The 21596-nt window shown below is 64.6% G+C and carries 12 protein-coding genes; 3 read left to right on the top strand and 9 right to left on the bottom strand.

Going from position 1 to position 21596, the window contains the following annotated elements:
• Nucleotides 1–6: 6 nt before the first annotated feature.
• Genes JOY29_RS04230 through JOY29_RS04205 form a run of 6 tightly spaced genes read right to left on the bottom strand, consistent with a single transcriptional unit; the run spans nt 7 to nt 9564 of the window.
• Nucleotides 7–1797 (bottom strand): glycoside hydrolase family 9 protein, encoded by a 1791-nt coding sequence (locus JOY29_RS04230; protein WP_300974941.1) that lies wholly within the window; start codon nt 1795–1797, stop codon nt 7–9.
• Entirely contained in the window at nt 1797–3479 is a 1683-nt protein-coding gene (locus tag JOY29_RS04225) for a glycoside hydrolase family 43 protein (RefSeq protein ID WP_300974940.1), read from the bottom strand. Before JOY29_RS04225 ends, JOY29_RS04230 begins: the two co-directional genes overlap by 1 nt.
• On the bottom strand, nt 3479–5020 hold the full coding sequence (locus JOY29_RS04220) for a tryptophan halogenase family protein (RefSeq protein WP_300974939.1): 1542 nt from the start codon (nt 5018–5020) through the stop codon (nt 3479–3481). Before JOY29_RS04220 ends, JOY29_RS04225 begins: the two co-directional genes overlap by 1 nt.
• A gap of 10 nt (nt 5021–5030) precedes the next feature.
• Nucleotides 5031–6569 (bottom strand): tryptophan halogenase family protein, encoded by a 1539-nt coding sequence (locus JOY29_RS04215; protein ID WP_300974938.1) that lies wholly within the window; start codon nt 6567–6569, stop codon nt 5031–5033.
• Nucleotides 6566–8047 carry a tryptophan 7-halogenase gene (locus tag JOY29_RS04210; protein ID WP_300974937.1) on the bottom strand — a complete coding sequence of 494 codons (1482 nt, stop codon included), beginning with the start codon at nt 8045–8047 and terminating at the stop codon, nt 6566–6568. The genes JOY29_RS04215 and JOY29_RS04210 overlap by 4 nt, the downstream gene beginning before the upstream one ends.
• On the bottom strand, nt 8044–9564 hold the full coding sequence (locus JOY29_RS04205) for a tryptophan halogenase family protein (RefSeq protein ID WP_300974936.1): 1521 nt from the start codon (nt 9562–9564) through the stop codon (nt 8044–8046). Before JOY29_RS04205 ends, JOY29_RS04210 begins: the two co-directional genes overlap by 4 nt.
• Nucleotides 9565–9745: 181 nt before the next feature.
• Here JOY29_RS04205 and JOY29_RS04200 point away from each other — a divergent pair, with 181 nt between their 5' ends.
• Nucleotides 9746–13090, top strand: coding sequence for a TonB-dependent receptor (locus tag JOY29_RS04200; protein ID WP_300974935.1), 3345 nt, complete (start codon nt 9746–9748; stop codon nt 13088–13090).
• 61 nt (nt 13091–13151) lie between these two features.
• Here JOY29_RS04200 and JOY29_RS04195 read toward each other — a convergent pair whose 3' ends face one another.
• Together JOY29_RS04195 and JOY29_RS04190 are read right to left on the bottom strand one after the other, a co-directional pair.
• Entirely contained in the window at nt 13152–13868 is a 717-nt protein-coding gene (locus JOY29_RS04195; RefSeq protein ID WP_300974934.1) for a DUF6445 family protein, read from the bottom strand.
• Nucleotides 13865–15946 carry an alpha-glucuronidase family glycosyl hydrolase gene (locus tag JOY29_RS04190; protein WP_367280037.1) on the bottom strand — a complete coding sequence of 694 codons (2082 nt, stop codon included), beginning with the start codon at nt 15944–15946 and terminating at the stop codon, nt 13865–13867. Before JOY29_RS04190 ends, JOY29_RS04195 begins: the two co-directional genes overlap by 4 nt.
• A 109-nt stretch (nt 15947–16055) precedes the next feature.
• On the opposite strand from JOY29_RS04190, the gene JOY29_RS04185 reads away from it, so the two are divergent.
• Both JOY29_RS04185 and JOY29_RS04180 read left to right on the top strand, forming a co-directional pair.
• The gene (locus tag JOY29_RS04185) at nt 16056–17294 is read left to right on the top strand and encodes an endo-1,4-beta-xylanase (RefSeq protein WP_300974932.1); all 1239 of its coding nucleotides are present in this window, start codon (nt 16056–16058) and stop codon (nt 17292–17294) included.
• A gap of 50 nt (nt 17295–17344) precedes the next feature.
• Nucleotides 17345–17653 carry a hypothetical protein gene (locus tag JOY29_RS04180; protein WP_300974931.1) on the top strand — a complete coding sequence of 103 codons (309 nt, stop codon included), beginning with the start codon at nt 17345–17347 and terminating at the stop codon, nt 17651–17653.
• Nucleotides 17654–18347: 694 nt separating this feature from the next.
• Here JOY29_RS04180 and JOY29_RS04175 read toward each other — a convergent pair.
• Nucleotides 18348–21551: an autotransporter outer membrane beta-barrel domain-containing protein gene (locus JOY29_RS04175; RefSeq protein ID WP_300974930.1), complete on the bottom strand. Its 3204-nt coding sequence runs from the start codon at nt 21549–21551 to the stop codon at nt 18348–18350.
• Between the last annotated feature and the right edge of the window lie 45 nt (nt 21552–21596).

Here is a 21596-nt window from a genome sequence, read left to right as displayed (position 1 = left end):
GCCGTCCTAGCGCCCCTTCTCCTTCAGCCAGGCCGAAACCCACACGAGTGGCGCGTTCCAGTTGATCGCGACCTCGTTGGTGGTGAAGGAGCCGATGTCGTCCACCCAGCAGGTCTGCGGCGCGCAGCCCTTGAGTGGGCCGACCGGCTCGTCGGCGCGCGGGCTGTTCTGGCTATTTGGACCGCCCGCGATCACGCCGGGCGGCGGCGGCGGAAAGCCGCGGTCGGGCAGGTTGGCCCAGAAGCGGTGGTGCGGGTTGCGGACGGGGCGCGCGCCGTAACCAGTGACAAACGAGCGGTCGAGCGGATTGCGCCCGAGCAGGAAGTCCATGCTGTCGGTGACCGCGTCGAGATAGGCGCGTCTGCCCGTCGAATCATGGGCAATCGCCAGCATCATCGAGCGGTTGAGGAGGTTCGAGGTCGACCCCCAGGCATATCCTCCCTCGGGCGCGAAGGGGATTGCATAGCCGACCCGCCTGGTCTCGGCGACAAAGCGGTCGGCGGCCGCGATGATGGCTCGCCGCACGCTTGCGCCGTGCCTCCTGTCTCCGGCGAGGGTGATGAGCCCAAGCACCGCCGTATTGCCCCAGTTCGGCTCCCCCGCGATCGGCGCGCGAAGGATGGGCGACCGGTCAACCTGCGCACGATAGGCGCGCTCCCCGGTAGTGGTGGCGAGTTCGGCCGCGGCCCAGAAGAATTCGTCGTCCAGGTTGTCATCGCCATAGCCGCCACTGCCTGTGAAGTCGGCGACGGCATAGACCTGCGGGTTGCGTTGGGCCGCGGCGAAGGCCCGCCTTGACGCGGCGAGGCAGCGGTCGGCGAAGAGGCGGTCGATCCCGCGCCACAGACGCGCGCACTGCGCCGTGACGGCCGCGAAGTTCAGGGTCGCCCCGGTCGTCGGTGCGAACAGCTGGCGCTTTTCCGGATCCTGATCGGGCCGCATCGGTATCCCGGTCCAGCGCTCGCCGGCGACCTTGTGGTGGACCATGCCGGATGCGTCGATGCTGGTCATGACCATGCCGGGGCCGGCACGCTTGGTACCGACCGGAACGCTGATGCGCGCACCGTTTGGGACCTGCATTCTGAGGAAGAATTCGAGCTGGTAGCGTGCTTCGTCCAGGAGATCGGGTACGCCATTGCCGCGCTCCGGCAGCAGGGCGGAGCCGTCAGGGAAGGCCGTCGGCTGGCGCTCCTGGAGGTTGAGCAAGGTCCACAGAGCGATTCCGCCGTTCACGACATATTTGCCGTGGTCGCCTGCGTCATACCAGCCGCCGGTGACGTCCAGCGTCCAGTCGCAGCCGGGCCAGTCATTTCCATGGGGGTCCTTGCCCCAGACGCAGGTGGCGACTTCCGGGCGGTGTCCGGCAGGACGTGCCCAAGTCGCGCCGACGATGGATGCCTCGATCGGTGTCCCGGCACGCTGGTGGTAGAAGAAGGCGAGCGCGTCGACCGGAAGCCGATCGTTGGCGTCACTGGACAGGGTGAACGGCCGGCTCGACCGACCGAGGGCCGTCAGCGTGTAGCGACCGCTCTTTGCCAGCGAGGTGAAGTCGATGCGGTGCACCGCTTCACCGGACCAGCGGTCCGCGCCGAACGGGACGGTCGTGCCCGTCGCCCGGACCTTCCCCGCTTCGTCGACGATGGTCCAGGGCAGGGGCGTAAGCGACGTGCTCGGCAGCACCGCTACCTTCCGCGCCCCCGGCGTGAAGCCGACCTGGTTGAGCCTGATGCCAGCCGAAGCGTCGGCGACGGGAGCAATGCCGAGCAGCCCGGCGATGGCAAATACTGTCAATGGCATCAGGGACGCCCCTTCGGTTGGTGGGCGTAGAGGCCGAACACGGCACCGACGAAACCGCCGGCCCGCTTGGTGCTGAGCACGGTGCCATCGACATCGCGCCGGAGCGTGCGCCAACCGCCGCCCTGCCGCCAGGCGAAATCATATCTGTCCGCCCGCGCGGTGATCCGCAGCTCGGCGGGGCGGGCGCCATTGGCGAGTGGCTGCCGTGCCAGTTCGACGCCGCCCGCCGGCTGCTCCGGCCCCTCGCGACCGCGGAGAGTCACAGTGGCGCGGCCGGCGGCATCTCGGCCGAGCAGAATCGCGAACCAATATTCGTCGCTCTGCAGCGCGACCAGTCCCGCTTCCGTTCCGCGCGTCACCGAGTCTGGGCGTATCGCCGTGGTCGCCGAGGCATTCTGGTGCTGCTGCCGCCGCGCCAGGAAGGACGGATTGCCATTGTCGCCGAGGCCGGTCGCCCGCGGTTCTAGCTTCAGTCGGCCCTCTTCCGCCCGCCACCAGCGGCCCTGCGGGTTGCGCATCATGAGCCAATCGAGCGGCAGGGCCGCGCGGTCGAATTCCTCACGCACCCGTAACGGGCCAGTCGTCGGCGCGGCAGCAGATGCCGGAAGGCCGGGCCTGGCGTGCACCCACGGGATGACCTCGCCCGGCGCGGTGATGCGGGGCCAGCCATTCTCCCAGCGAACGGGCATGAGGAAGGTCTCGCGGCCCGTGTTATAATAGTCGCCGGTGTAGGGCCGGACCGCAAGGAAGGTCGCCCACCATTCGCCATTGCGAGTCGTCACGAAATCGGCATGGCCCGCCGAGGTGATCGGGCGAGCTCGATCGCGCGGCAGGTCGCGCTGGGTGAGGATCGGATTGTTGGGATTGGGCGTGTAGGGACCGGTCACCGACTTCGAGCGGAGCATCACCTGGGAATGGCCCTCCGCGGTGCCGCCCTCCGCCGCCAGAAGATAATACCAGCCGTCCTTGCGGAAGATGTGCGGCCCCTCGATCCAGATGGGATTGGTTTCGGGCTTTACGCCGCCGTCGAGCAGCATCGTCCGCTCGCCAAAGGTCTTGAGCGTCTTCGGATCAAAGCGCTGCAGCCACAGCGCCCGATGTCCGTCGTAGCGCGGGGTGCCGATTGGCGGACCATTGTTGATGACCCACGCGCTGCCGTCTTCGTCGAAGAAGAGCGACGGATCGATCCCGCCCTTAAGGTCGGGCAACCAGGAGGGCTTCGACCAGGGGCCGCGCGGGTCCTTGGCCGTGATGACGAAGTTGTCGCCGCAATCGACGCAGGTGTTGAGGATGTAAAAAGTACCCTGGTGATATTCGATGGCGGGCGCGAACAGCCCGCGCGACAAGCCAAGCTTGCCAAAATCGACCATGTCCGGCCGATCGATCGCATTGCCGATCTGCCGCCAGTTCACGAGGTCGCGGCTGTGGAAGATCGGCAGGCCCGGGAAGTAAGCGAAGGTCGAGGTGACGAGATAATAATCATCGCCCGCGCGGGTGATGCTCGGATCCGGGTAGAAGCCGGCGAGGATCGGGTTGGCATATTGCCCCGGTACAGGTCGGGGCAGGGCATCATCACCGCGATATTCGAACCAGTCGAACTCCGCCGGGTTGGCCGAAGCAGCCGTGGGAGCGCTAACAAGCGAGGCCGAGGCAATCGCCAGCACAAGGGACGGGCGGCGCATCAGGCGGCTCGGTCGCGCGAGACGGTGTCGAGCAGCTCGGGCGCGGCGCAATGCTCCAGCAGGAACTGCTTGTGCGTCGGCATATAGTCGGCGCTCTTCTCGACCGCGCCGGCGATGTGTCGCAGCCGCCGCCTCGTTTCCTCCAGCGGCATGATGTCGGCGACTGGATCGTAGGTCCTCGCCTTCATCAACTGGCCGACCATCACCGCGAACCAGCTGGTATCGTTGAACAGCTCATCATTCTCGCGGAAGGTCCGACCATAGGCCCGGTATACGCGGTACTTCTCGGCCAGCCGGTCGGGCAGCTCGATGTTCTGGCAATATTTCCAGAACTCCGTGTCATCCCGCTCGGTCGCATTGTAGTGCAGGATGAGGAAGTCGCGGACGATCTCATATTCGTTGGCGACGATGCGGTTGTAGCGGTCGATGTCTGCCTGCTGGAAGGTGCGGTCCGGGAACATCGTCATCAGCCGCGACAGACCGCTCTGGACAAGCCAGATGCTGGTCGATTCCAGCGGCTCGAGGAATCCGGCCGCGAGCCCCAGCGAGACGCAGTTCTTGACCCAGGTCTCACGCCGGCGGCCGGTCTTGAATGGCACCACGCGCGGGTCGGCCAGCGGCCGCCCATCGAGGTTGCCGAGCAGGATGTCCGCCGCCTCGTCGTCGCTCATGAACTCGTTGCAGAAGACATGGCCGTTGCCGATGCGATGCTGCAGCGGAATGCGCCACTGCCAGCCGGCCTTGTGCGCGGTCGAGCGTGTGTAAGGCGCAATCTCCTCGACGCTCTCGCAGGGGATGGCGATGGCGCGATTGCAGGGCAGCCACTTGGACCAATCCTCGTAGCCGCTCTTCAGCGCCTTTTCGATCAGCAGGCCGCGAAAGCCCGAGCAATCGATAAACAGATCGGCCTCGATCTTGCGGCCGTCCTCAAGCGTGATGCTCTCGACGAAGCCATCCTCGCCGCGCAGCGTGACATCGACGATCTTGCCTTCCTGCCGTACCACTCCGCGCTCCTCGGAATAGGAGCGGAGGTAGCGGGCGTAGAGGCCGGCGTCGAAATGATAGGCATAGGAGATGGTGGACAGCGGCGAATTGCCGGCGTCGAACGGACGCATGAATTTGCCGCGCTCCGCCGCATAGGCCGGCAGCGACCATTCATCGAGACGCGGCGCTTCGCCAAGCTGGTGCAGGCGCAGCCAATGGCTGTGGAACGACACGCCTTGCATGTTGAGGCCGTAGCTTCCGAACGGGTGGAAGTAGACGTGCCCCTGCTTCCCCCAGTTGACGAACTGGATGCCGAGCTTGAACGTGCCCTTGGTCTGCCGGATGAACTCGTCTTCGTCGATTTCCAGCATGCGATTGAAGGTCGCCATTTGCGGGATGGTTGCTTCGCCGACCCCGATGATACCGATCTCGTCGGACTCAACGAGGGTGATCGAGCAATATTCCGTGGTCAGGATCTTGGCGAGCGTGGCGGCGCTCATCCATCCAGCGGTGCCGCCGCCGACGATGACGATGCTGCGAATGCGATGATCGGTCACGAGAGGCTCCTCAGGCGTAAGCTGGCCCTGCTCGCCGGAACGGACCGGCGGCGTGGCGATGTTGATCGAGATAGCGGCGATGCGTCGGCATTACCTCGGCAGCGCCGCGGATGAGACGGCCAATTCGGCGCAGCGTCTCCTCTTGGTCGGCAGCGCTGCCGGCGGTCGCTGCCAGCGGATCGAGGCGACGGGGGCGGACGCCCTGGCCGAGCATGACGGCGACCCAGCTCGCTTCGCTGAACAGATCGTCCTCGTGCCGGAAGATCCTGCCATTCTCTTCGAACAGGGTAATCTTACCCATGAGACCATCGGGTATGTGCATCCCTGCGAGCTGCCGCCAGAAGTCCGTGTCGGAACGCTCATTGGCCTTGTAGTGCAGGATGACGAAGTCGCGAACCTGCTCGATCTGACGCTGGGTCAGCCGGTTATACTCCTCCTCCAGCACCGGGTTGAAGCCGCGGTCCGGAAGCATGGCGAGCAGTTTCGAGATGCCGGCCTGAATGAGGTGGATACTGGTCGATTCCAGCGGTTCGATGAAGCCGCTGGCAAGACCGAGCGCGACGACATTGCGGTTCCACATCTTGCGCCGACGTCCCGGCGTGAAGCGGAGCAAGCGCGGATCGCCGATGATCTCGCCCTCAGCCCGTGAAGTGATGACTTCGGCCGCCTGATCGTCGCTCAGCGCGGCACTGCAATAGACATAGCCGGTGCCGTTGCGATGCTGCAGCGGGATGCGCCAACTCCACCCTGCCGCGAGCGCGGTTGCGCGCGTGTAGGGGAGGGGATTGGCGTCGCCGACAGTGGGCAGCGCGACTGCCCGATCGCAGGGCAGCCACCGTCTCCAATCCTCATAGCCGCTGCCGAGCGCCTCCTCGATCAGCAAGCCGCGGAAGCCCGAGCAATCAATGAATAGGTCGCCCTCGATCCGCTCTCCGGTGTCGAGCACGACCGCCTCGACGAAGCCGTTCTCACCGTGAAGCGGAACGGCGGCGATTCTGCCCTCGCGCCGGACCACTCCGCGCGCTTCAGCATGCTCGCGCAGCAGCTCGGCATAGCGGACCGCGTCGAAATGATAGGCGTGGTTGAGGGTCGACTGCACCTTGCGCACGTCCGGATCCGGACGCTGGAAGCGGCCGAGCCGCGCCGCCACGGCACACAGGTTGAACGCTTCGAACGGTACTCCGACCGCCTCGGCATGGCGGAGCCAGAATTGGTGGAAGCTGACCCCGTCCATGTCCCCGCCAAACTGGCCGAACGGATGCATGTAGCGGGTGCCCTTACGCCACCAGTCGACAAACTCGATGCCGAGCTTGAACGTCCCGCCGGTGCGTCGCAGGAAGTCATTCTCGTCGAGGCCGATCATCGCATTGAAGGTGCGGATCGGCGGGATGGTGGCTTCGCCGACTCCGACCGTCCCGATCGCATCGGACTCGACGAGGGTGATGCGCAGGCCGGTGACGGTCAGGCGGGCGAGCGCTGCCGCCGCCATCCAGCCGGCCGTCCCGCCGCCGACGATGACGATGTGCCTGAGCGGGCCCGCCTCGCTCACGCCGCGGCCACCCTGCCGGAGAAGCTCGCCAGATAGGCGCCGTGCCGGGGCAGAGGGGCGATCGCCCGGATCATGGCCTCACGCATGCGCGCCAGCATGGCTGTCATCCGCTCCACCGACACGGCTTCGGCAAGCGCGGCATGGCGCTCTTGGCGAAGGCCGAGATTCTCGAACATGGTGGCCCACTCTGCCTCGGCAAGGTCATCGCCATCCAGCAGCGGCACGCGCCCGCAGCTCTGGAACAACGCAATCTTCGCGGCGAGCTCCGCCGGTTGCGAGATGGTCCTGGCGTCGTCCCAGAAAGGCTGTCCCGAGCGCCCACTCAGTATATATCCAACGAGGCTCATGTCGCGTGCTCGGTCGAGTTCGGCGCCGCTTTCGCGGACATATTCCTGGCGCTCGACGGCCAGCTCTAGGCTTGCCGGGAAGAGGCGGAGCAAGCGCCTGATCTGGTTGTGCAGTAGTTCAAGACCAAGGCAAGCGCCCGGCTCAATGATAGCCGCCGCATTGCCGACCGCGATCACATTGCCGCGCCACGGCTGCGCTTCGCGGCCGGGGTGGAAGGCCACGGGATGCGCGCCCGGCGCATTGGTTATCTGGACAGCCTCCGAGTCCGGGAGATGCTTGCTCGAATAGCCGAACAGTTCGGCGACGCGTGCTGCTCCGGAAAGGCTCCGCTGCCAGCCGGCCGGGTGCGCGGCGAGGTGATCGTAGGGCAGGGGCTCCGCGTTGTCGTTCCACGTCCAGGTCAGCAGGCGGTCGACCGGCAGGCATGCGCCCCAGTCGTGCCGCTCGCGGTCCGGCAGGCTGCCGATGATCCGCGCTGCGCCGCCTGTCGCATCGATGATCAGGTCGGCCTCGATCTTTTCGCCGCGGTCCGTCTCAACCCGCGCGAACGACTTCTCGTCGCACCGCACTCGTCCGAAGACGCCCGGCACGATCTTCAACCTTGCCTGCACAGCCTCGCCGAGCAGGTGGGCGGCATAAGCGTCCCGTTCGAGATGAAGCGCGTAGCTGAAGGTCGACAGGGGCGATGCCGGATCGTTGGACGGATGTGCGAATCGGCTGGCCTGCGCCATCAGCGTCGCGACACTATAGTTCGTCGGGCGTAGTTGGTGGCCTGCCGCGCGGAGCCGTGCGACATGCTGGTGGAAGGGCACGCCCTCGATCGTCGCACCGACGTCGCCGAACGGCGCAAAGCTCGCCGCGCCGGTCGCGGTCCAGCCACTCATCGCCGTGCCGAGCGAGAAGCTGGCGTTGCCGGCGCGTAACAGTGCGGCTTCGTCCACGCCGATGTCGGCATGGAACAGACGGATGCCGGGCAGGCTGGCGACGACTGCCGGGATGAGCGGATCCTCGTCGGCGCGCAGCAAGAGTACATCGATTTCGGTCGGAAGCGCCCGGCGCAGCGCGATTGCGACCGTCGCGGCCTCGATCCCGCCGCCAACGATCAGCACGTTGCGGAGCGGGCCGGTCATGCCGCCTCCGGCAGGGTGGCGGCGCCCATGGCACGCAGCGCTTCGACGTGGCTCGGCATCTTGGCCGCGGCGTTCGCGCAGGCCGAAGCCGTCGCCTGCAAGCGCGCGGCGAGCTCTGACCGGTCCATTCTGTCGCAGCGAGGGTCGTAGCGCTCAGGGAGGATGCGCTGGCCGAGATAGACCGCAAGCCAGCTCGGTTCGAGGAACATGCCCTCACGGTAACGGGCAACGATCCCCCGCTCGCGGAACAGCGCGATCTTCTCCGTCAGGCTGTCAGGGAGCGCCATGGTCCGGCAATGATCCCAGAAGGGCGTGTCGCTTCGCTCGGTCGCGCAATAATGCAGGATCAGGAAGTCGCGGATCCGCTCATATTCGATGTCCATCTGCCGGTTGAACTCGGCCGTCCCGATCGGGTCGGGGCCGTGCAGCGGCAGATATTCGAGCAATCGTCCGATCGCCAGCTGGATCAGATGGATGCTGGTCGATTCCAACGGCTCGAGGAAGCCGGACGCGAGCCCGATGGCGACGCAGTTGCCGGCCCATTGGCGCTCGCGCTTGCCGGCTTCGAAGCGCAGACGGTTGGGCGCTGCCAACGGCTCGCCGTCGAGCTGGTCGATCAGCGCCTGCTCGGCGTCGGCATCGCTGAGGTGCGCACTCGAATAGACATGGCCGTTGCCGACCCGATGCTGCAGCGGAATGCGCCACATCCAGCCCGCCTCTCGCGCCGTCGCTCGGGTAAGGGGATCGATCGCCGCCGTTCCTGCGCAAGGGATGGCGACCGCCCGGTCGCAGGGCAGCCAATGCTTCCAGGACTGCCACTTGCTGCCCATCGCCTGCCCCACGAGCAGGCTTCGAAAACCCGAGCAGTCGACGAACAGGTCGGCGTTGAGGCAAATGCCAGAGTCGAGTTCGACCGACTGGACGAACCCGTCCTCCGATCCCTGCCGGACATCGACGATCCGGCCTTCTACGCGGCGCACCCCGCGGTTTTCGGCGAAGGCCCGGAGGAAGCGCCCGTAAAGCCCGGCATCGAATTGATAGGCGTACGAATAAGTCGACAGCAGCGAGGCGGGATCAGGCGAGGGATGGGCGAACTTGCCGGTGCGCGCCATGAGGATAGGCAGGCTGTGGTCGGCGATGTCGCCGGCATCCGACTCAAGTCGTGCGCGCAGCCAGAGCTGGTGGAAGTCGACCCCGTCGATCGCCGCTCCGAACGCACCGAAGGGGTGGATGTAGCTGTCTCCGACCCGCGCCCAGTTGCGAAACTCGATCCCCAGTTTGAAGGTCGCCTTGGTCTGGCGCATGAACTCCGCTTCATTGATCCCGAGCGTCTGATTGAAGAAGCGGATGTGCGGCACCGTCGCCTCGCCGACGCCAACGGTCCCGATCTCATCGGATTCAACCAACGTGATGCGGATTGGCAACGGTGCGAGCTTGTGTGCAAGTGCAGCAGCAGTCATCCAGCCGGCCGTTCCGCCGCCGACGATTAGGATGTTTTTCAGAGACGATCCCGACACTGCGCAACCCGCTCCCAAAGCATCTCGCAACTGCAGCAAAGTCGTGCTGCACCGCACAAGAAATTGTGTCATTACAGGGACTTGATAATCCTGCATCGACCGTTCTAGGTTACCGCTAACAGCACGATGCGCAAGCGCTCTTTATGTTCGAGTGTTAGCGCTAACTTGGAGGGGCGAGTTTATGGCGGAAGTGCTCGGAATGAGCGATCGTTGCAATGAGGCTAAGCTGCTTCAGTTGCTCCGGTGCAGCGCCTCGGTGATCGGTCTGTCCGCGGTCATCTATGCCGCTCCGGTTTATGCGCAGTCGACGAGCTCGCAGGGAGAGGCGGAGGGCATCAGCAGCGGCCCCACAACTCCCCAGGAAGAAGCGACAGCCGAGGACCAGGATGCGATCGTCGTCACCGGCATTCGCCGTTCGCTGCAGAGATCGCGTGACCTGAAGCGCAACTCCGACGTCGTGCAGGACACGGTGAGTGCCGACGACATCAGCGCGCTTCCCGACCGTTCGGTTACCGAGGCGCTGCAGCGCATTCCGGGCGTTGCCATCGATCGCTTCTCCGCCGGCCGCGATCCCGACCACTTCTCGACCGAAGGCAGCGGCGTCGTCGTTCGCGGCCTGACCTACACAAGGTCGGAGCTGAACGGCCGCGACACGTTCACCGCCAACAATGGCCGTGGGCTCAGCTTCGCGGACGTACCGTCCGAACTGCTCGGCGGCGTCGACGTTTTTAAAAGCCCGTCGGCCGATATGGTCGAGGGCGGCATTTCCGGAACCGTCAATCTTCGCACTCGCGTGCCTTTCGATCAGGAGAATCGCCTGGTCATCGCGGGCTCGGCGGAGCTCAGCTATGGCGACATGCGCAAGGAGGCGGCGCCGACCGTCTCGATCATCGCCAGCAACCGCTGGACGACGCCGATCGGTGACTTCGGCCTGCTCGGGAGCTTTGCGCGGTCCAAGCTCAAGTTCCGCAGCGACGGCATCCAGATCTCCGACTTCGGTACCCGCACGCTCTATTCCGACGGGACGCGCAACGACGTGATCCCGTTCACGGGAGCGACAGAGCGTGGCACCGTCTACGTGCCGCGTGGCGCTGCGCTACGGACGCAGGACACTGACCGTGAACGGATCGGCTACTCGGCCGCCGCGCAATGGCGAAGCACCGATCGTTCCGTCCTTGCTACTCTGCAGTTTCTCCGTTCGGACTCGCGGGAATCCTGGTCCGAGCGCGCCTTCGAAGTCGCGACCGACAACGTCACGGCCGCCGGCGACTCCCGCGCGGTGCCGGGCACGTCACTCAACTTCGACGACGATGGTGTGTTCGACAATGGCGTCATCACCGGCCCGACCGGCTGGCGTGAGGATCAGCAGAATACCAGTGCCTGGGGCGGAAACGGCGACGTGCGGACGCCGCGGTTCGGCCTGCAAAGCAACAACGTCAACCGCGGCGTGGAAGCCAGGAACGTGACGTCCGATTATAGCGCCAACGTGAAGTGGAACGTGACGGATCGCGTGACCGTCAACCTCGATTACCAGCACGTCTCGTCCAAGGTGAAGAACCTGGACGTGGGCCTGTGGACGTCGAGCTTCCAGAACGCGTTCATCGACCTTAACGGCTCCAAGAAGCTGCCCACGGTTGAATTCCGCCCGCCCGAAGTCTGCGTTGGACCTGCGACCAACAGCCCCTGCACCGATCTCGGCGGTGGTGCGTCTGACCAGGACCCAAGCTATTTCGGTCCTGGTAACGCCACCTTCGCCAGCCCGTTCAACACCTTCTACCGCAGCGTCATGGATCACGCGGAGGATAGCGAAGGCAATCAGGACGCGGCGCGGATCGACGTCGACTATGCCTTCGGCGACAACGACTGGCTCAGCGCCATTCGTGTCGGTGCGCGCTATGCCGACCGCAAGAATGTCGCCCGCTTTTCGACTTACAACTGGGGGGTGCTTAGCGAGATCTGGGGTGGCACCGCTCCGGGCGGGCCCGTGTGGCTGAGCGACAACGTCGACGGCATACCGGGTGGCACGGGCGGAAGTCCGCTAAACGTCACGCAGCGGTTCGGTTTTCCTGATTTCATGCGCGGGAAAGCCGGCGATCCGTTCCTCGGCGACCCGCGCCTTTATTACAGCGGCAACCCGGTAGGCGATTATGCCGGCTTCATCGATCTTGCCAAGCTGATTCGCAACGAATGGCGACCAGGCCCCTATACCGGTGGCGCGCAAGGCTGGGTTCCGCTCTCCGAACGCCCAGGTGTAGTTGCCGGAACGAACTATCTGCCGAGCGAAATCAATCCTGTCTCGGAAGACAACGCAGCCGCCTATGCCATGGTCCGCTTCAAGCACGACTTTGGCGGACCCGTGCTGAGCGGCAACTTCGGCCTGCGTTACTCGAGTACTCGTCGCAAGGCTGGCGGCTCACTCGTTTTCTTGCTGGGTAATTTCCAGACGGAAGAGCAGTGTGCCGATCCTGGTACCAACCCGGATACGGGCGAACCGCTGCCTCCCACTCCGTTCTGCACTCTTCCCCTAGGGGTGCGGCAGAACGCACGAGCCTTTGCCAATGGGGCCGACTTCCCGAACACAGCCAAGATCAAGTACGATTATTGGTTGCCGAGCTTCAACGCGCGTCTCGAGATGGGCGGCGGCCTACAGTTCCGAGCGGCCTTCTCGAAGAGCATCACACCACCGGACTTCGGTCTTACCCGCAACTTCTACAATCTGACCCTGAACGCGGATCAGCAGACTCTCGACACGAACGGCGGCCCTGTCGCGCGCGCGTCGGTCGGAAATCCGTATCTCAAGCCGATCGAGGGCACGAATATCGATCTGTCCGCCGAATATTACTTCGGACGAAACGGGGTCGGGCAGCTGACCTTTGCAGCCTTCTACAAGCGGCTGAAGAACGTTCTCACCAACACAACCGTGCGAACGCCATACACCAACAATGGCGCAACCTTTGACACGATCATCACCACGCCCGGCAACTCCGACGATGTCGGCAAGGTGAAGGGCTTCGAGATTGCCTATCAGCAAACTTACGACTTCCTTCCCGGCTTCCTGTCAGGTTTCGGCGTGAACGCGACCTATACTTATGTGAAGTCGTCGGGTGTTCGGCAAAGCACCTTGAATGAAACGGATCCGGAGGTGGATGCGGGCGACGTCTCTAACGTCGACACGGGCCTTCTCCCGCTGCAAGGACTGTCCAAGCATACGATCAACTTCACGCCCTTCTACGAGAAGGGGCCCTTGTCGATTCGACTGGCGTACAACTGGCGCTCCAAGTTCTTGCTTACCACGCGGGACGTGATCGTGCCGTATGCGCCGATCATGAACGAGGCAACGGGACAGCTGGATGGGTCGGTGTTCTTCACCGTCACGCCCAAGTTCCGGATCGGCGTTCAGGGCGTTAACCTGACGAATGAGGTCACGCGTACGTCGTCGGTGATCAACAACGACCTGCTGACCGCGCCGCGTTCCTGGTTCATGAACGATCGCCGCTTCACCGGGGTCGTGCGCCTGAACTTTTAGCCCGGCAGCAGCCGGTCGGGGTAAGTAGCGCCGTCGGACCCTCCGACGGCGCTTCTTGCGTCTAGGCCGGTCGGTAGCTGATGAAGATGTTGGCTGTCAGCCGGCCCCGGCGGGGATCGGACAGAAGCGGAAGGTCGGGCGGTATCTGGCCCGAATGCAGGATCCTGCTGCGGTAGACGACCACTCGGTCGAAAGCGGCGTCGACGGACGCAAGCTGCTCGTAATGTGCATTGTCGCCAGTGATGTAGCCTGACGGCTCCGAACCCTCGGCAATCTCCCGGTCGCGAACGGCCTGGAAATGCTGCTGCCGCTCCGGCGTGATGATCTCATAGCCTGTTGCACGATGCCGATAGAAGGCGGTCCCGCCCTTCTCCGGTCCGCACAGGTAGTGGAGCAGGGCAAACTGGAGGTCGTCGGTGGTATCCACATGCGGCACCCGTTGCAGCGGAGCGAGTTCGATCGGATGGCGGGTGACGATCGAGAAACTGCACTCCGCCCGGCCAAGCTTGACGCCCTGAAGCCCGAACGCGCGCTCGATCGCCGGACTGAGCCGGCGCACGACCGCGCCGACATAGTCGAGCGGCGCCGGCGCACGCACTCCGGGGTAGCCGCCCTGCGGCCCGTCGACTTGCGCGAAGCTGACCTCCGTCGCCGCAAAGTCCACCAGCGCTTCCGGCTCTTCCATCAATCGCTCGACCGAGAGCAGCTTTTCGCCCTCTTGCCCGATGCTGGTGAGGCTGAGATCAAGCGACGGGCGCAGGGCGAAAGAAGCGGTCACTCGGGATCTCCCGGTACGTTGCGGAGGCGAATTGCACGATAAGTGGCAAGATCGTGAGGCGGCGGCGTCACTTCAGGCGGCAGGGGGCGCCTGGACACGAACTGCCAGTAGGCGATGGACGCATCGCGCCACCAGCGGGCCTCCTTCTCCTGCTGCGCCAGCTTGGCGGAGACCGCTTGATGACGCTCGGGATCCAGCTTCTTGTCGAGGGCGGCCCATTCACCCCGCATATCGCCGACCGACTGCACGCCCCGTTCGTAGCGCGACAGCAGTTCCTCCCACAACGTCCGTCCCGATTGCATGCGCTCGTCCCAGCCGACCCGGTGGAACCAGAGCAGATGCTCGTCCGGTACGCAGTCCCGTCGTGCGAAACAGCGGGCGACCCCCGTCCGGTACTGAGAGATGGCATTGCTGCCACTCGCGGTCCGGTCGAAGCCGATTCCACGCTCGTCCGCTCGGTGGAAATAGGTCGGGTTCCAGTCGGCACGGGGTAGATCGTCCACCCACGGGCCTGGCCCGTGATGGTGGCCCGAAGCCATGAGGTGGTGGAGGCCGAGCGGCGTCATATAGTCCACCACCGCCTCGCGCGAGCGCATCATCATGCCCACGATCTGGCTGACCACGGCAGGATCATGGCTCCACGTCTGCCGCGTCCATTCTTCGGCGACGGCCCGTGGCGAAAGGGCGTGGTCCCAGGCGAGACGACCGAAGGCATACCAGTTGGCCTGGTCGAAGTCCGAGCCGGTCCAGTTGCGATCATCGCCCGTATTCGCGACGGCCGCCATGGCCGTGAGGCTGTCAGCGACATTCGGACCCCGATCGCCATGCTCCGTGCGGGCGTGCAATGTTTCGGCCCACATCGGCCCGAGATAGGCGAGGTGCGTGGAGAATCCGAGATACTCCTTGGTCGCCTGCACCTCGAGCGCGAGGCGGGTGGCAGGCATCTGCCCGAACAGCGGGTGGAAGGGCTCGCGCGGCTGGAAGTCGATGGGTCCGTTCTTGGCCTGCAGGATGACGTTCCTGCGAAAGCGCCCGTCCAGCGGCTTGAACTCGTCAAAGGCCTGTCGGGCGCGATCCGAGCCGGGATCCGCCTGATAGACGAAGGCGCGCCAGAGCAACGTCCCGCCGTGCGGAGCAAGCGCATCGGCCAGCATGTTGGCACCCTCGGCATGGCTGCGGCCATAGTCGCCGGGGCCCGGCTGTCCCTCCGAATTGGCCTTGACCAGGAACCCGCCGAAGTCGGGGATGATGCGGTAGATCTCGCCTGCCTTCGCCTTCCACCAGCGGCGGACGCGCGGGTCGGTCGGATCGGCCGTCGGAAGGCCGCCGATGTCGATCGGAGCGCTGAACCGGGCGGTGAGAAAGGTCCGCATGCCCCACGGCCGGAGCGCCCCCGCAATCGCGGCGACCTTGCGGAGATAGTCCGGCGTCAGCACCGTCGCATCGGCGTTGACGTTGGTCAGCACCGTAGCATTGATCCCGACCGACGCATTGGCGCGTGCATAATCGATGAGGCGCGGATCGATCTGGCCGGGTAGTTCGGCCCAGCGCCACAAAGATCGGCCAGCATAGCCGCGCTCAACGAAGCCATCGAGATTGTCCCAATGGTTGAGCATGCGAAGCGGGCTGGCCGGTTTCTGCCGGAGGTCCAGTCCGGCTAGCGAGCGGCCCTGCTGCGCTTCGCGGAGAAGAGCGAACGAACCGTAGAGCAGGCCGCGCTCGCCGTTCGCCGCCACTACGATGATGCGCTTGTCGGAGTAGCTCGTCGAGCGAAGGATGAAGCCCTCATCGCCCAAGCCTCCTAGCGGCAGGCGCAATGCAGCAATGACCTTCGAAGTTTGCGGCGTACCAAGCAGAACAGTGCCGTCGATGATCTCATGCGACCGTGGGAGAGTGCGGCCCAACAATGCGGCAAACCCTTGTCCAAGCTCGTCCGAAGCCGCATTCACCGTCGGCGATCGGCTTCTCGCAACGATGACGCGCAGTCGCGGCGCCTCCGTCGAACGCCAGTGTGCAGCAGCCGGCGGATAGCGCAGCCACAAGCGGTAGCCGTCTCCCGCAAGGGCCGGCGATGCCACTGCGAGGAGCGCTATCGCAAGCAGGAGAATGAATCGTTCCAAACGCCATTCCTTGAGCCGCAGAGCAGACGCTGTTAGCGCTATCACCTTCACCTTGAGGAGGGTAGCCGTGACGGGATCGAGCGAGTGGCGAGGAAAAGGTCCGACGGTGTCGCGCCGCACCATGCTGACCGGAGCGGCGGGCGTCGCTCTTGCATCGGCGGTGGAGAACCCGCTCAGCGCGCGCACGGCGCCCGCCGGCTCGCTCGATGCGCTCGCCCGTCGCAGCGGTCGCCGGTTCGGTTCCGCTTACGCCTGGGGCGCTCCGGGTGCAGACCGGGGAAGCTTTGCCAACCCGGCATATGCCGCCATCCTAGAGCGCGAATGCAGCATCCTCGTCCCTGAAAACGAGCTGAAGTGGCAGTGGACGCGGCCCTCGGCGAATCGCAGCGACTTCAGCCAGTTCGACGCCATGGTCGACTACGCCCGGCGCAAGGACTTCGCACTCCGTGGGCACACACTCTTCTGGGCACCGCAGAAGTGGTTTCCGCAATGGCTGGTCAAGCACGACTTCGGCGCCAATCCCCGTGCTGCAGCCGAAGCCATGCTGACCGACCATGTCCGCTCCGTCTGTCGCCGCTACGGCCGCGCGATCGAGAGCTATGACGTGGTCAACGAAGCGGTGGAGCCGGAGACCGGTGCTCTTCGCGACACGGTCATGACCCGCGCCATGGGATCAGGCGAGGCGATGCTGGACCTGATGTTCCATACCGCGCGGCAGGAGGCACCGCATGCCGAGTTGGTCTACAACGATTATATGAGCTGGGAGCGGGGCACCGAGGACGAGACCCACATCGTCGGCGTGCTCAAGACCCTGGAAGGCTTCAGGAAGCGTGGGACGCCAGTCGACACGCTTGGTATCCAGTCGCACATCCGCCTGCTCAAGGACCTTCCGGTGGCCGCCATCGTTCGCGAGTCGGAAGGACCTTGGCGCAAGTTCATCGATGAAGTGGTGGGGATGGGGTACCGGCTGGTCATCACCGAGTTCGACGTCAACGACAAGAAGGCGCCGGACGACATTGCCGTCCGCGACCCGATGGTGGCCGACTATGCCGAAGCCTATCTCGACCTGATGCTCAGTTATCCGCAGCTTCGCGACGTGCTCGCCTGGGGGATGGTCGATCGCTACACCTGGCTGACAGACTTCGACCCGCGTGCGGACAAGTCGATCAAGCGCGGTACGCCATACGACCAGAACTTCCGCGTGAAGCCTCTCCGTGAGGCGATCGCACGCTCTTTCCGCAACGCACAGGTCCGGGCCACTCCCGAGATTCAGCGCCAGGTTGTTGCCAAGGGCGAGCGTGGATGAAGCGGGCAGTTATCGCAGCTCTGAGCCTCGCGTTGCTCTCCTGTTCTCCCATGGCTGCCCCGGTGACGGGAACGAACGCCGCTTCCTGTATCTCACTCGCGATTGTCGGAGGGCGGCGGGTCATCGCTCCGGACACTCTGTTGTTCGAAGCCGTCGGCCCGAACGACTATCGCAACCGCCTCACCGGCCTCTGCCCGGCTACCGAGCGGCTCGGATCCAGCGCAACGATTGTACTTCTCGACGGCCAGGGAAGTCAGATCTGTGCCGGTGACCGGGTGCGCATCGTCGATCCGGCCGAGGAACGAGTCGCATCAGCCTCCACCTGCCAACTTGGCAGATTCGAGCCCGTCGTTCGCTAGTTCAAGAGGTTGCTCTCGCTTCCGGCATGAATTTGAGTGGCACTCGAATCATTGGGACAACTTTGTTCGCTCAAGCTGCTGAGGGTCTGCTTTGCGCTCGTCCCGGTCGCTCCGAGCAATAGTGGCCGCCCGTTCGCGGACCGAGGCGCACGGCTCAGATTTGCTTGGGTAGGAGCGGCCGCTTGACGGCAAGCTTACGGCCGCCATCCCGCGCGGGCGCCCCTCCTGACCGGGATTCTTCAAGGAGAGAACGCGAGGAGCGATTAGGCTCGGTGGGAAGCGGTACGGCTGGCGTTGGGTCGGCGGAGGTGGATGGCAGACGTTTGACCGTGCGAAGAGTCGAGCGGTTTAGCAACCATCAGAGATGTTCACCGCTGACTGCAAGCACTCATGGCCGGTTCTGGGCCGCCGTTATCCGTCATCTGCAGTGAGCTTCAGAGCCGATCTCGCAAGGTTAAGAGAAGTGTCTTTAGCAATGAATTAGCAAGGCTCAACTCTCGTCGCGCATGAGCAGGCTGGAAAGCAGTGAAGAACGATGCCGCAACTATGAAGAAAACACCTGTAACGATGAGGCTTTCAAATAGGGACATGCGCAAGGATTCACTTTTGAGAGGAGAGGCAGGCTTGTTTACCTCAGCAGCGAAGGTGAGCACGCCTGCCTCGATCTTCGGAATACAGTGTTGGCCCTCGTGAATCAGAAGCCGATTGCGAGACTTGCGCGCGCTGTAATCGCTACCCGCTCTTCTCGCTGTTCGGCGCCAAGATCGCCGACGATTCTGAAACCACTGTTGCCGCCGAGCGCGCGGAGATGCCCGACCCACCCGCTCTTTCTGTCTTCGGGAGTGAGGGAGAACGTCTCGGCAGAGCCGAATCGTGCCACCGTATCGCCGAGCGACCCGCCGACGATCTGACGGCGCCCGCCCTCGACTTCAATCGTAAGGAAGCCACCATTCTCGTCCTTGGGAGCAAGCTCGATCCCGGCAGCGAGCAGCCCGCTGACCGCCAGTTCGTCGCTTGTCCGCTTGGCTACGGACAGGTCGAGCGCGCTGCCGCCTCCGCGTTCCGTGTAGGATCCTTCCTTAAGCTTGGCATAGTCCAAGGTTAAGGAAGGCCGGATAAACAGCGATCGCGCCCACAATTGCTGGGCGAGGCGGGCGTTGGCCGTCACGAGATTGCCGTTCCAGTCGGAATTGATAGTGCGATCGATCGGCGTGCTTCCGGTGCTCGACCGGAAATGCCGCGTTCCATCGAGTTTCACACGGGCCCAGCCTGCCTGCGCGCTCGCCTGGAAGCCGCCGGACTGAAGCCGCCAGTGGGCGGCCATACCGTACTGGGAAGCGGCTACTGAATTGTCGGTGTCGCGATTATTGTCCTTGCCCCACAAGTAGCTGAGCGAAGCGCCGAACCGGCCTAGCGGCGTGGCGATGTCGGCACCGCCGTTGACGCCCCAGCCACCAGTGCGGAAGCTTGCAGTCGAGCCGATCGACTTGCTGGAGCCCCAGGCGACTTGACTGATCCAGTACCCCATGCGACCCTGTTCCTTGTACGGCGAGGTCGGGTCGCTGAGCAGCCGCGACGCGGCGCGACTTCCGGCGGTTACCGCTTCGAAAGCGCCGCCTGCATGCTCGGGCAGCATCTGCTGGACGGTCGCGCGAAACTGTTCCTTCGTTCGGATTCCAAGCACGCTGTCACCGATGGCCTTGTCGGTCCCAAGCGCGTTGTAGATGGCCGAGAACGCCGCCGTCTCCGACCGGTTGAGCCCAAGCTCCGCGGCCGACTTGCGAACGACATTGACGTTCAAGCTGTTGCCGGACAACGCCAACGTGCCTTTGTAGAGATAGGGGAGGAGCTCGCTGTTGGCCGTCACGTTCGTGCCACCGGTCAGGGTCGCGGCTGAGAGGACCGTGTAGGTTCCTTCCGCATTCTTGATATCGTTGACCGACAGTCGGAGCTTGGAGCCGGTCCCGAATGCGGCCGTCCCATTGACGGTGAGCGAAGTCGATGCGCCTGCGGTATTGTCGAGCAGGACGCCCAGCGTGCCGCCGTCGCTCACGGTCAAAGACGCGATCGTGGCCGACTTGTGGATGTTGAGGGTGCCAGCAGAGACGCTGAGGGCGAGGCCCGCCGCGTTGCTGAGTTGACCGGTGAAGCTCGAATTGCCCGTCAGTGTGAAGGTGTCCGAGCCACCGCCGAAATCCACGTTTCCGCTTAGCTTGGCAGTTCCCGCGAGGGTGAGTGTGTCGCTTCCGCCACCGAAGCCCAGGTTGGCCTGCGCAATCGCGTCGCCCGACAGGGCATAACCATTGTTGCCCGCACCGAAGCTGACATTGCCGGTCTGGAAACCGTCCGCAACGTCGAGCAGGTCATCGCCACTTCCGAAGCGGATGTCCCCGATAACCGAAGGCGCGGCGATGTTCGCGGCGACCGCCGTCTGCTTGACGGTCGAGCCGGTGGAGCGCCCCGAAAGGTCGATGGCGACGTTGCGACCGGACGTTGCGGCCGCACCCCTGGCGATGATCGCGCCGCTATTCTCGATCAGGCCAAGGGTGCCCGACTTGTCGATGATCGCCGTCGCGCTCCCGTCCTCGCTCCCGATCGATGCGCTGATTTCGCCGCTGTTGCGAAGGACCGGCAACGTCCCGCCGACATCGACAGAGACCGCAACCGCCTGCGCTAGCGCGCCCTTGCCGCTCGCGGCCGCAATCTTGCCGCTGTTGCGAAGCTCGGGCGTGGTCGCACCGGCGCCGATCTGCAAAGCGGTGGACGTGCGGTCCAGCGAGCGCGCCTGGATGACGCCGCTCACGCCTACGCCGTTGGCGATCGAAACCGTTCCGCCCCGGCCACCAATCTGGACGGCATTGCCGTTGACGCCGGTGTAGACGCCGTCGCCAGTGACGCCGCCATCAATGATCAGGCCGAAGTTCGTCCCGGTATTCGCGACCGGTCCAAGCGTCACGCTGTTGGTCTCATGCGCGATGCGCAGCGCTGCGGACGAACCGAAAGAGGTGACCGACGCCGCTCCTTCCTTGCTGTCTTCGATGCCGTCGTTGTCCTCGTCGTTGTTGGTCGTGCTCGTGTCCTTGGGCGGCACCGCGAGGATCACGCCCCCCGTCACATTGCCCTCGATCGAGAGGGCGGGCCCGCCTTGGAGGAGATCGTCGGAGTCGAGCTTGCTCGGGTCAGTGGGGGAGGTGGTGTAGCGATAGCCTGTCGCGGCAATTGCACCCTGAATCACCATCGCGCCGGTCACATTGCCTGCAGAGCGGACGGCTACTGCATTCAGGCCTTGTGCGCTGATCGAACCGGCCAGGCGCACATTGCCAACCACATCCGTCAGGCCGACGCCGGTGACGTTATTGCCGAGGATCGAGGTCGAGCCGCTGTGAACGAAGTTGCCGGCCAAAGGACCGCCAAGCAGGATGCCCACGCTGTCGTTGCCCTCGACGACGATCTGGCCGCTGTTCGTGATATTGCCACTGAAGGCGCCCAAAGTGCGGATGCCAAAGCGGCCGCTGCCCACTGCGAAGGGGCCGTCGGGGTCGCCGTCATTGTCGCTGTCGGTCGGCGTGTAGCCCTCGTCGAGGGTGATCTTGCCGCTGTTGGCTACCTCGCTGGTCACCCCAGCAATGGCGAGGATGCCGGTGGCATTGTTGACCCCGCCGATTGCGACGCTCCCCTGGTTCGACAGCTTGTTGTTGCTGTCGATGGTAACCGCGATGGGGCCGCTGGTCGTGATGGATCCGGCCGAGGTGATCAGAATGTGGTCGGCAGCGCCGGCCTTGACCGTGCTGGTCCGCACGGGAGCGGTAGTCGCCACTTCGATCCTGGTCTGCGCGAGAGCCGGTGCAGCGGTTGCGAGCGCGAGCAGGCAGGTGGATGCAAGGTAGAGGTGTCGCATGTGTTCCCCATTGGACGATGATCACCCCTCCAGCGGGGGCTTCAA

It is taken from the genome of Sphingomonas sp. LHG3406-1 (genome assembly GCF_029637485.1).
Taxonomy (GTDB): domain Bacteria; phylum Pseudomonadota; class Alphaproteobacteria; order Sphingomonadales; family Sphingomonadaceae; genus Sphingomicrobium.
This window is presented reverse-complemented; position numbering and strand designations above follow the sequence as displayed.